Source organism: Poseidonocella pacifica (assembly GCF_900111875.1).
GTDB lineage: Bacteria > Pseudomonadota > Alphaproteobacteria > Rhodobacterales > Rhodobacteraceae > Poseidonocella > Poseidonocella pacifica.
Genome location: NZ_FOJU01000008.1, coordinates 63,401 through 74,815 on the forward strand (window position 1 = coordinate 63,401; position 11,415 = coordinate 74,815).

Sequence of the window (11,415 nt, forward strand, 5' to 3'; positions counted from 1 at the left end):
ACTCACCTTTTCACGTCGGGCGATCCCGTCGCGTGGCTGAATTCTGAGGTGACTGGGGCGGCGGGGTGCCGCCGCCCCATTGGGAAGGGTTCGGATCAGTTGCCGAAAAGCTTTGCGATCTCGGCGTTCATCTCTTCGGCAGTGATGTCACCGGTTAGGGCGCGCTGCATCGAAACGGGCCAGACAGTGTTCACGAAGTCCGAGGTCTCGGGCGTGTTCGGCAGAAGATGTGCGAAAGGCAAAGAGTTGACGGTCGCGTCGACAAACCGCTTGGGGTGCAACGTCCAGCCGTCACTGTCGGATTTTGTTACCGGAAGCTGGCCCGTGGCTTCGTTGAACTTGGCGTTGTTGCCTGACTCCGAGAGGAAAGAGATCCATTTCCATGCAGCATCCTTGTCCTCGGCTGAAGAAAGGACGGCGGTGCTTTCGTCGCCATAGGCAGTCCATTGACCTCCGCCGCAGCTGGGAACCGGCGCCGCATCCACATTGTCGCCAAGCGCTTCGACCATGCCATTGGCCGAACCGATGTGGTGGATGGTCATTGCGGTCTTGCCAGCCTTGAAGCCACCGATGGTTTCCTGAAATCCATCGTTGGGCGCGGACGGTGGGAAAACCTTGTCTTCCTGAAACAGGTCGACCACAAATTGCGTGCCCTCGGCGGCGCTGTCGTTCTCCATTCCGCCGACAAGGTTCACGCCTTCACGGCCCAGCGTGAAGCTGCCCCAGTGGTCGTGACCACCCTTGCCGCCGCGAAAGCCGAAGCCATAGATGTCAGTCTGGCCATCGCCATCGGTATCACGGGTCAGTTGCTGGGCAACGTTGCGGAAGTCTTCGCAGGTCGCAGGCACATCGAGGCCGAGTTCAGCGAACATGTCCGGTCGGTAATAGAGGTAGAGAACCACATATTGCACCGGCAGGTAATAGCTCTTGCCGTCTTCGGCTTTGGTCAGATCGAGCAGGTTGTCCAACAGGTCGGCTTTGCCGTCCCATGCGTCGATCCGCTCGCCGATGGGTTCAAGCGCGCCCATGCCGATCAGGCGGGGCTGCGCGAACATTTTGACCATCGCCGCATCGGGCGCGTTGCCGCCGATGACTGCGGTATAGAGGTTGTCGTAATAGCTGTTCCACGGGATGTTTTCGGCCTCGACGGTGATGCCGGGGTTCGCCGCCTCGAAGTTCGCGACGAGTTCATCCATCGGGTTGTCGGCATTGTCGAAATGGTACCAGAAGCGCACCGTACTGTCAGCCGAAGCAATGGCCGCACTGAAAGCCAGAGCGCTGCAAGCGAGCCCCAAGGTTTTATAAATGGTCATGTTTTTGTCTCCTCCCAGAATTTGCCGCTTTCCTCATGCGGCCCGTGTCGTGAATATCTCGCCTGCCTTGTCGAATGCGTGCCGGGCTTCGGGCAGGAAACTTCCCATCTGCATGAAGCCGTGTACGACGCCGTCGATCAGATCAAATGGATCCGTCCGGCTCAGGGCGTGTAGGCGCGCCGCCAGCATCTCGGACTCCGAGCGGAGGGGGTCGAGGCCTGCGGCATTCAGATAGAGGGGTGGCAAAGCTCGAAGCTGCGCATCGCTGGCCCGAAGGGGCGCGACGGTTTCCACATTCCGCGCGCCGGCGGGGGCGTACCAATCCCAGTATCTTTGCATCTTGGCACGAGTGAGGCCCGGCCCCTCGGCATAGGTCAGGTAGGACGGTGTGTCGAAATTCGCATCGTATACGCCGTAAAACAGCAGCGCCTGCGCTGGCAGTTCCGCGCCTTCGTTGATCAAGCGCAACATCGCGCAGAGCGCCAGATTTGCACCGGCGCTGTCGCCCGCGACGCTCCATCGACGCTCCGGGGCGCGGGCATTCCATGCGTCCTGGAGGTCATCCAATCCGGCGGGATAGGGCTGTTCGGGGGCAAGGCGGTAGTCGATCGTAAGGACCGGCGCACGGCATGCGATCGCGAGGCGCCGGGCCGCGCCCTCATGTGTCGCGGCCGAGCAAAATGCAAAACCGCCGCCATGCACATGCAAGATCGCGTCGGTTCCCGCGTCATTGTGCGGGACAACGTAACGCGCAGGCAGATCGGCGATCATGACAGTACGTGCCTCTGCCACATCAGGCAGATCGGCGTTCCAACGCATGTTGGTCAGGGTCGCCAAGGCCCGTCCTGCCTCGGGCGTGAGGGTTGTTGGATCAGCGAGCCCCTCATCTTCGGCCGCAAGTCGGTCGAGCAAGCGTTTCATGTTCGCCGTGGCTTCGCTCATTTGGACCTCGCGGTGGTGAGGTCGGGCCCGAAATCGACGATTGTCGAAATGTGATGGCCGAGCAGTTTCGTGAGACCGTCCAAATCGCCCTGTTCAAGCGACTGGATGATCGGCACATGGCGCTCGGCGGTCTCTTCAAGTTCGCGGTTCGGCTTTGAATTCAGGATCTTGAAGCGGTGGTTGTGGATCAGGCACCGCGCCAGAATGGGAGCCACGACCGGCAGATCGGCAGATGAAAAAAGTCGGGCATGAAACGCGCGGTCATGCAGAGAGAGCAAGTATTCGTCTCCGTCACGAGCCGCGTTGCGCATGGCATTCAGTCTGTCATGAAGGTCCGCCAGCAAATCCCTGTCGGCGTTTTCAATCACGCGGTCCAGATAATCGCATTCAATGTGCAGGCGGATCCCGATCAATGCACGCGCATCAGCCGTTTTGCACGGAGCAACATGGGTTCCGCGGTGGGGCAATCGGATCACGAGGCCCTCTTCGGCAAGCTGCATCAGCGCCTCGCGGACGGTTCCCTGGCTGCACTGAAAGCGTTGTGCAAGGTCAAGCTCCAGCAAGACTGCGTCGGGTTCGAGTGCGCCCAGCACAATCTGCTTTTGCAACGCGACATAGACGGTGTGACTGCGACGGCTCGACTGGCGCGGCACCAGATCCGTGTCAGGTTGCGTGAAGCTTTCGACTGCCATTTCCTCCGTCGCCCTTCAATTTTCGCCAAATTTCCAGCTTGTTCCGATGTTGCATTATCGATAACACTGTCATTATCGATAATGCAACATCGAATTTCAGATTCACCCATGTTGCCCGGAGGAGGAAACCATGGCGGAGATCGAGCTAGAGAAAATCGTCAAGAATTACGGATCTGTGCGTGCGATTCACGGCGTCGATCTGCATGTGAGAGACGGTGAATTCGTCGCTTTTGTCGGGCCGTCGGGTTGCGGCAAATCTACGATGCTGCGGATGATTGCCGGTCTTGAGACGATTTCAGGTGGTACTTTGCGGATCGGTGGAAGGGTCGTGAACGATGTCGAACCCCGCGGGCGCGACGTCGCGATGGTATTTCAAGATTACGCGCTTTATCCGCATATGACGAACGCCGACAATATCGGCTTCGGTTTGAAAATGCGGGGCTGGAAAGCCAAGGATATCGCGCTTCGCGTGGCGGAAACCGCACGAATTCTTCAAATCGAGCCGTATCTGGACAGGCGGCCTGGCCAGCTTTCCGGCGGTCAGCGGCAGCGCGTGGCCATGGGCCGTGCCATCGTGCGAGAGCCTTCTGTTTTCCTCTTTGACGAACCTTTGTCCAACCTTGATGCCAAGCTCCGGGTGGAAATGCGTACCCAGATCAAGCGGTTGCACGCGATGCTGGGGACTACCACGGTCTATGTGACCCACGACCAGACCGAAGCGATGACCTTGGCCGATCGGGTGGTCGTGCTGCGCGGTGGACATATCGTGCAGGAAGGGCCGCCGATAGAGCTGTACGAAAAACCCAATTGTCGGTTCGTCGGTGAATTCATCGGCTCCCCCCAAATGAATGTTTTTGGCGGGATAGTTGACCGCTCTGGTGGTGCGCCACGCCTTCGGATCGGTGGAACCGCTCTCGATCTCGGCGAGATCGCGGCGTCTGATGGCACGCGCATCGATCTTGGCATCAGGCCTGAACATCTGGAGAGGACGGATCCTGAGAAGAGCCTGCTTCACCCGATGGTGGAGGTGTTCGAACCGCTTGGCTCCGACACGATGGCGATCTGCAATTTTGAGGGGCAGGAACTGACGGCGCGGCTTGATCCGAAAGTGACCCTTCGTCCCAATACACCCATCCCGCTGGGGTTTGACCCGGCCAACCTACACTTTTTCGATAGTGAAAGCGGCCAACGTTTGGCGGAGGTCTAGCAAGAGGGGCTATCCACGTGACCTCCACCCGGCGGCATCTTGGTGCAAGGGTAGGGGGTCACACCATAGGCCCTTCGGATGGGGTTGCTGAAGCGCGCGAGCGCTGGCGAGCAAAGTCCGGCTGGCATCGCCAAATCGAATTTCAGGCTTCACAAAGCGCTGCTAAACAGTGCCTTGATCGCAATCACGCTAAAGCATTCGTCGTAAGGCTTTCGAAGCCAAAGGTCGCGTAAATCAAGAGAGAGCTTGGCATCGCCGGTCGGTCTGACTTTGCGGCGCGTTGTCTGTGATGCAAGCGGTGCGCATTGCGTGCCTTTGCCTCAAGGGGGGGGTATACCCCGGAAAGCTCAAAACTCTTCGTACGCCTTTCGACTGTCATTCCTGTAATGCGAAATCGATGTGAATGTGGTTGCCATCGGGATCGCGCACGTGGAACTGGACGATCCCTATTTCGTCCAGAACAAATCGCTGATGGGGAATGGCCTCATCGCGCAACCTTGCCTCGAACTCCGCTCTCCCTGTCGCGCTCAGCGCAAAATGTTCAAGTTTCAGTTTTTCTTCAGAGCCGACTGCCGGATCACCATCGTGCCCGACCAAGTGGATCACAGCGTAGTCCTCTGCATAAAGCCACGCACCCGGAAATGGGAAATCCGGGCGGGGACCAGTGCGCAAGCCTATGATGTCGTTGTACCAAATCACCATCGTTTCAAGTTGGGTGGTTTGAATGTTGACGTGATCAAGCCTGCGCACCTGCATTTCAGAATCCTTCCAGAACGATTTTGCCCTTGGCCTTGCCGCTTTCAATCAGGGCATGGGCACGCTTGAGGTTTTCGGCATTGATCATGCCAAAGCTTTCTGTCGCGGTCGACCGGATCTTTCCCGCGTCGATCAGACCGGCCACAGCATCCAGAATTTCACCCTGACGCGCGATATCGGCGGTGGTGAACATCGAACGGGTGAACATCAATTCCCAGTGGATCGACACGGCCTTGCCTTTGAACGGCATGATGTCGAAACCCTTGGGATCGTCGATCAGGCCAAAGCGGCCTTGCGGTGCAATGAACTCGGCGATCTGCGGCACGTAGGTCTCAGAGTAGTTGGTCGAGAACACAAAGGCAGGCGCGCCGATATTCAGGGCTGCGATCTGTTGCGGCAGTGGCTTGGAGTGATCCACAACGTGATGTGCGCCCAGTTCCTTCACCCAGTCTTGGGTTTCAGGACGTGATGCCGTGGCAATGATCGTCAAATCGGTTTGCTCGCGCAGAAGCTGGATCGCGATGGAGCCCACGCCGCCAGCCCCACCGATAATAACGATGGCATTGGCGGCACCCGGCACCGGATCAGCGACCTTGAGGCGGTCAAAGATCATTTCCTGCGCCGTCAAGGTCGTGAGTGGCAATGCTGCAGCGGCCGAAGTGTCAATGGATTTCGGGGCGTGGCCAACGATGCGCGCATCAACGAGGTGATACTCGGCGTTTGTGCCCGTTCGGTTGATCGCGCCTGCGTACCAGACCTTATCGCCGGTCTTGAACTGGCTGACCTCGCCTCCGACCTCGACAACCTCACCTACGGCGTCCCAACCAAGAATCACAGGCGTGTCGCCCTCTGCGGGACGGTTCTGGCGAACCTTTGTATCGACAGGGTTGACCGACACGGCCGCAACCTTGACCAGAATATCGTGGCCGGTCGCCGTTGGTCTGTCGACCTCAAGGTCGATCAGGGCATCGGCGCGATCAATGGCGCCGTTTGTGGTGTAGCCGATGGCTTTCATGTTTGTACTCCGAATGGATGTCGCGCTGCGGCCTGCACAGGCGGCGCGCGTTGGTTGGTCGGTGATTGGCTGTCTGATGCCACGGGGCAAGGAAGGCAGCGACACAGATCTTTGGTTCGCTCCGCTGGATGGCTACTTGAGGAACAAGCGTCGTAGCCATCCGGCCATATCGACAGCGGAAGCCGCCGAACCACGGTTGCGGATCCCGGCCAGATCATAGGGCGAAAGCTGCTGAAGGGGGCGTATAGTGTCATTGGCCTGCGCCGCGTCACTATCGCTTCGCTCAGCTTGAATCGTTGTCATAGCTCGGTCTCCGAAACTCGCGTGGTTTGGGAAGGGCTCAGCCTATGTTGGTCATCTCGTTCAGCGTGAATTCGGCGACGGCGCCGTCGGTTGCGGCCATGTAGGCGGCCAGATGGGGCGCATTCATATGCGTCTGCCACAGCTCACGGCTTTCCCAGTTTTCGAAGAAGGTGAAATGTGCCGGGTTTTCATTGTCCTGATGCAAGTCGTAGCTGATGCAGCCTTCTTCGGCACGAGTGATCGGCAAAAGCTTCAGCAGTTCGGCTTTGACCAGTTCGATCTTGTCAGCGTTGGCGTGGATGTTGGCGACAATGGTAAGCTTGGGCATCGGGTATTTCCTTTGAATGTCTGTTCTTGTGACCGACATATACAGCGCAGGAATATCGGGATAAATGGATGTCATTCGAAATGATAATCCGGAAAATCCGTGTAATGCTGATCGACAACATCCGCCTGTTTCTGACAATCAACGAGAAGGGCAGCCTTGTCGCAGCCGGGCGAGAGGTCGGGCTTTCGGCCACCACGGTTTCGGAACGTCTGGCCGCGCTCGAGGCGCACTACGGCGTGGTCCTGTTCAACCGTACGACGCGCTCTTTAAGCCTGACAGATGAGGGCCGCACGCTTTTGAACGGGGCCAAGATTGTGTTGGGAGAGATCCAAGAGCTTGATGCGCGCATCCGGCATGGGGCTGAAACGCTATCCGGCCCGATCAGGATCAGCGCGCCGATTGATATCGGCCGAAGCATCGTGTCGCCGGTGATATCTTCCTTCACGGAAGAACACCCGGAGATCTCAATCGAACTGGTTTTGTCGGACGGCTATGTCGATATCGTTGGTCAGGGCTTTGATCTGGCCCTGCGCTTTGGTGCCGTCACGGACAGCACCCTTCGGACACGCAACCTTGGCCAATTTCGTCGGATTGTTTGCGCGGCCCCGTCATACATTGCGGCCCACGGAGCGCCGCAGATCCCCGCTGAGTTGACGCAGCATAACTGCTTGATCATGCGGTTCGGCGCTACATTGGACAATGTCTGGCGGTTCGAAGTCGATAAGAAACCGCAAACCGTGACCGTTCGCGGCAACAAGATTGTCAACGACGGGTCCTTGGTTCGACAGTGGGCACTTGAGGGGCATGGAGTTATTTTGAAGTCAGAGCTTGATGTTGCATCGGACCTGCATGCCGGAAGACTTGTCGCGCTGTTGGAATGTTTCGCATCACCACCCAATCCACTCCAGATGATGTTCCCGCCCGGTCGGGCGCAGCCTCGACGTGTCCGTGCGCTTGCTGAGGCACTGAGTTCGGCAATGGGAGCAAAACGAGAAGGTTGACTGGGTCGTGGCCTCAGCGATGCTTGCGCAACAACCTACACGGACCCCCTGCAGTCTTCGTCGAATCCAGCCAGCATTTTGGAACTTCGCGTCCGCCCCGTCGCTACGCTTGCGCCGGCCTCAAGGTGGAAGCCAGCCTTCGTTTAATGCCCTTCGTGACAAACGAAATTTCCGGTCCAGAGCAACCGCACATGCAAGAAGTTGGCGCTGCGGCTTCAGTAGGCGGGTCATTCGAGGGTTTCAGTGCTTTCCACACTAGCACCGGATTGTGTTCCAAGCCTGTAAACGAGAACGGGCGACCGAGGCCGCCCGCGAAATTCCTCGGATGGAGAGTGATGCGTCAAGCGGCCTTGCAACGGCGAGCGGTGAAGCCCAGACCGCCGAGTGCGGCTACGAGAAGCGGAAGAGCTGCTGGAACCGGCACCGTGCTGACCATCAGGGCGGCGGCGCCATGTTCATAGGGGCTAAGCGTGACGAGGCCCGTAATCGAGTAGCTGCCCGCGCCGAGAGCCCACGTGCCCGAACTCCACCGCGGTTCCGCAAATGCGGCATCAAAATCGCGGCCGACGTCCACTTCGTCATAGTCCGGTACAGATGTGAACCCGAGCGACGTTCCAAAATTGAAGATCTCGAACCGATCACCGTCGAGAAATGCGTCCGTTACTTTCAGCTTCCCCGATTGGGCGAGCGTAAACGTGAAAGGTTCGCCGGAAAAACTGGACCCAACGTCGCCAAAATTGAACCTGACCCAGCCGCCATTGACTGGAACGACGGTCGCAGCGGCGGGCAGGGCGGTCAGCAAGGCCAAAGCGGCGCCAATAAAAGTTGATCTCAAAAACATGTCGCATCTCCATGAATTTTAAACTGAGTGGCCCAAGCGCGTTTACAAAAACCTTGGGGTAAGAATCGAATTCGGGCCGCTGAATGTTCACCTCCCACTTTGCGATCCGAATTGGTTGCCTCAGACTACTATTCAACTCGTTTCGGTGGGTAAGACGTTCCTTTCTTGAATCAAAATTATCTTAAGTGGAACAGTTTTTCCTTCTGCCGCTATTTTATGCTCCAAGCAAGTCTGCTGGACGAAAGTTTGCACGACACGGCCAACCGGTGCGCGGCCAAAGCCCCGACTTCCGCGATCCAATGCGCCAGCGGCAGGTTGATGGCAGAAAGGTCAACGCGCGGGCCAACTTTCCCGGATGCCACCCGACCTTGGGGACAAGCCCCCGCGGTCAATGCCATGGTCCTCTTGCTATTCCAAGCTGCTATAGAGGCGCTTCACGCCTTTGTCGGGCGTGTCATTTTGCGCTTCAGCAGATGAGCAATCCTGCTGTGCAGAAAGCTGTTGGCCTTCTCCGGACGGTGCGGAAACAGCCCACCTACTTCCAGTAACTCGGAATGGCGTCAGCGGCATCAGCCCCGTATAATTGGATCACACGACGGTCAGCGTATCGTGAATTTCCGGCTTCGAAGCTGTCTCCCACCTGTCGGTGTTGAGTAGACTGCACATGAACAAGCACACGTAGTGCCCCCAAATGCTGATGATCCGCGCGGCCGCAGATCTCGTATCGCGTCGATGGCCGTCCACAAGTTGGGGTGGCTTCATATCTACAGAGAGGGAGAAATTGCCTGGCAGGGCAACCCTCATGCATTCAGGGCAGGGAGGGGCCCATCGGTAGGGTGTCTGAACGTCTACTGGGGGCTGCGCAGCCCAAGATTCTCACGGAACCGCTCAATCTCGCTGGTCATTTCGTCGCCACTGTAAACAAGCGAAGTCTCGTGGCGTGCATATCTGCCGACACGATCCGCACTCAACCAATTGAATGAACCGATGCAGAACACATCCTGATCGGCAGTGACGATCTTGCTGTGGAGTTGGCTGACAGGGTGGAGATTGACACCTATTGCACTGAGAGCGGTTTCCGCCTCGTCGTATTGGCTGACGCCGTCGTCATTGATCCTGTCGTTGAGGAGCGGATCCGCGTACACATCAATCCTGACGCCACGCGAAGCGGCGTCCCGCATCAGCGACAAGAATCCATTCTTCTCCATTGTACTTTTGATGGTCCACGGGCTGACAATTTCGATGGTCTTCTGTGCGGATGCGAGGATGTCACGCAGGAAAACGTCATGATCATCGGCATCGCGGAGCATCTTCACCTCAGCCGCTTTCTTTTTGAGGTCTTCCCGGGGTTGAACGTCAAACTCAAGAGCATTTTCAGGCCGCGCAACTAGCAACTCATTCAGTACCTTTCTCGGGCTGCCATACGGCGCCCTCGAAAATAGATCCATGTCACCAAAGACGAGAAAGTTGTCCTTTGCACGTGATACCGCCACGTTCAGCATCGAAGTGGAACTGTCGATAAACGAACCGTCCATCCCCTTGGCATAGGCAGGTGAAAACAAGACGATGGGCCGCTCAGCTCCTTGAAGCGAGTGAACCGTCCCGATGGTCATGGCGCCCGCGCCGTTGACGCGAATGCCAACAGCGCCACAGGCCTGCCGCAACTCTTGCGCTTGTTTTCCGAAGGGGGTGACAATGGCAAGAATGCTCTCAAGATTTTGTCGATAGCGGTTTTCGAGGCTCTCGCGGTGGGCAGCGAGCCACCTGGCGATGGTTTGCGCCTCCGTTGGGTTGAAGCGGCTGCCGCCTGCGGAATGGGCCGCCCCGTCGATGTGAAGGTATCCCATGGGAGGAAGATCGATGTCTTTGGCCGGTCCACGTTTGGGCTGCAAATGCCCGCGGTAGCAAAGAACGTTGCTGAACTCGATGATTTCGTCGAAGCAGCGCCGATGCTCGAACAGGTACAGGCCCCGATCAAGATCCGGGTACGGTTGGTAGCGACAGGCGTTCTGAGCACAGGCCATAACGCTGCCGGAATGGGACGAAAAACTAGACGACAGAATATTTATCGAAGAGGTTTTGTCCGTCTCTCCCGAGATGACACCAAACTTTCTTAGGTTTCCAAGATCGATCGGCTTCGCGATGTTCGAAATCGGTTCTATCTGACGGGTGTCCCCAACGACCAGGGCCTGTTTCGCCAATGCAAGCGAGGGGGCTGCGATCTCCGGAAGAACCTGACCTGCCTCGTCAATGATCAGTAAGTCAATGAAGTCATAGAGATAGTCATCAACAAAGGTATTGCCGCGTTTTGCCCGACAGGTCATCTTGCCGGGAAGGGTGGCGAAAGTGGCAACGGCGCAGGGCATGAGCATCATGCGGCGGTGCCAGCGCGGGATGACTGCTTTTCTACCGCTACGTTTCTGCTCCTTATCGATATCAGGCAACACCTTCTCCATCTCGAGGAGCCATCGCCCTTCCCAATAATGCGTGGCAAGCAGAAACAGCGGAAAGCGGATGTGGCAATCGGCAAAGGTATCAACGCCGTTGAGATCAGAAGCGGCGAAATCTGCAGAAAGCGCCGTCACAGCCGACTGGTATCGCTCCTCAGCAGTCTTTGCCTCATCGATGAGGGACATCGCGCGGTTCATCGAATTTGAAGCGATTTCTGCTTTGGTCTTCGCATCGGACTTTCTATCTCGGATACTGGTTCCGGCTGCGGATACACTAGACAGTTGGTCTCCCAAATCACCGAAGCCAGCCTCACGAAAAACTGTGCGGGCTGCAGCGAGGCGCTTGCAGGCGACAGAAGGAATAAACGAAAAAAAGCCCAGCAACACAGACTCTTTTGCGACATGGAGATGGCATTGTTGCAGAACTCACGCGTGAGGCGCGACTTCCCCTTACCCCGCTGGCGTTATGCCCCGCGAATGATCTCGGCAGAGCCGAGGGCATTGAAGCGGTTCATTAATGCAATGCGGACGTGGATCTCGGCGGTTTGGCGGTCTGGGTCTCTCGCG

At 57.5% G+C, this 11,415-nt stretch carries 11 protein-coding genes and 1 pseudogene; 2 read left to right on the forward strand and 10 right to left on the reverse strand.

The window, feature by feature from the left end:
- Positions 1-95: 95 nt before the first annotated feature.
- The 3 genes from BM234_RS16715 to BM234_RS16725 are packed head-to-tail and all read right to left on the reverse strand — an operon-like array spanning position 96 to position 2,947.
- Positions 96-1,313, reverse strand: coding sequence for an ABC transporter substrate-binding protein (locus BM234_RS16715; RefSeq protein ID WP_092066923.1), 1,218 nt, complete (start codon positions 1,311-1,313; stop codon positions 96-98).
- Between the two features lie 33 nt (positions 1,314-1,346).
- The gene (locus BM234_RS16720; RefSeq protein WP_092066924.1) at positions 1,347-2,255 is read right to left on the reverse strand and encodes an alpha/beta hydrolase; all 909 of its coding nucleotides are present in this window, start codon (positions 2,253-2,255) and stop codon (positions 1,347-1,349) included.
- Complete coding sequence (locus BM234_RS16725) at positions 2,252-2,947, reverse strand: GntR family transcriptional regulator (RefSeq protein ID WP_092066925.1); 696 nt, start codon at positions 2,945-2,947, stop codon at positions 2,252-2,254. The genes BM234_RS16720 and BM234_RS16725 overlap by 4 nt, the downstream gene beginning before the upstream one ends.
- A gap of 130 nt (positions 2,948-3,077) precedes the next feature.
- On the opposite strand from BM234_RS16725, the gene BM234_RS16730 reads away from it, so the two are divergent.
- Entirely contained in the window at positions 3,078-4,154 is a 1,077-nt protein-coding gene (locus BM234_RS16730) for an ABC transporter ATP-binding protein (protein WP_092066926.1), read from the forward strand.
- A gap of 375 nt (positions 4,155-4,529) precedes the next feature.
- Here the strand turns inward: BM234_RS16730 and BM234_RS16735 are convergent, their stop codons facing one another.
- The 4 genes from BM234_RS16735 to BM234_RS16745 all read right to left on the reverse strand — a co-directional run bounded on the left by BM234_RS16735 (position 4,530) and on the right by BM234_RS16745 (position 6,556).
- Positions 4,530-4,910, reverse strand: coding sequence for a VOC family protein (locus tag BM234_RS16735; RefSeq protein ID WP_092066927.1), 381 nt, complete (start codon positions 4,908-4,910; stop codon positions 4,530-4,532).
- 1 nt (position 4,911) lies between these two features.
- The gene (locus tag BM234_RS16740) at positions 4,912-5,925 is read right to left on the reverse strand and encodes a zinc-binding alcohol dehydrogenase family protein (protein WP_092066928.1); all 1,014 of its coding nucleotides are present in this window, start codon (positions 5,923-5,925) and stop codon (positions 4,912-4,914) included.
- 132 nt (positions 5,926-6,057) lie between these two features.
- A complete protein-coding gene (locus BM234_RS17530; protein WP_175501309.1) occupies positions 6,058-6,228 on the reverse strand; it encodes a hypothetical protein in 171 nt (56 codons plus the stop codon).
- A 37-nt stretch (positions 6,229-6,265) separates the two neighbouring features.
- Complete coding sequence (locus tag BM234_RS16745; protein WP_092066929.1) at positions 6,266-6,556, reverse strand: putative quinol monooxygenase; 291 nt, start codon at positions 6,554-6,556, stop codon at positions 6,266-6,268.
- A gap of 68 nt (positions 6,557-6,624) precedes the next feature.
- Here BM234_RS16745 and BM234_RS16750 point away from each other — a divergent pair, with 68 nt between their 5' ends.
- Positions 6,625-7,557, forward strand: coding sequence for a LysR family transcriptional regulator (locus BM234_RS16750; RefSeq protein WP_245752735.1), 933 nt, complete (start codon positions 6,625-6,627; stop codon positions 7,555-7,557).
- 340 nt (positions 7,558-7,897) lie between these two features.
- On the opposite strand, the gene BM234_RS16755 is transcribed toward BM234_RS16750, so the two are convergent.
- From BM234_RS16755 to BM234_RS17375, 3 genes and pseudogenes are all read right to left on the reverse strand, one after another.
- Positions 7,898-8,398 carry a VPLPA-CTERM sorting domain-containing protein gene (locus tag BM234_RS16755; protein ID WP_092066930.1) on the reverse strand — a complete coding sequence of 167 codons (501 nt, stop codon included), beginning with the start codon at positions 8,396-8,398 and terminating at the stop codon, positions 7,898-7,900.
- Positions 8,399-9,246: 848 nt separating this feature from the next.
- The gene (locus tag BM234_RS16765; protein WP_092066932.1) at positions 9,247-11,232 is read right to left on the reverse strand and encodes an AAA domain-containing protein; all 1,986 of its coding nucleotides are present in this window, start codon (positions 11,230-11,232) and stop codon (positions 9,247-9,249) included.
- An 80-nt stretch (positions 11,233-11,312) separates the two neighbouring features.
- Positions 11,313-11,415, reverse strand: a pseudogene (locus tag BM234_RS17375) (IS5/IS1182 family transposase); the annotation flags it as partial.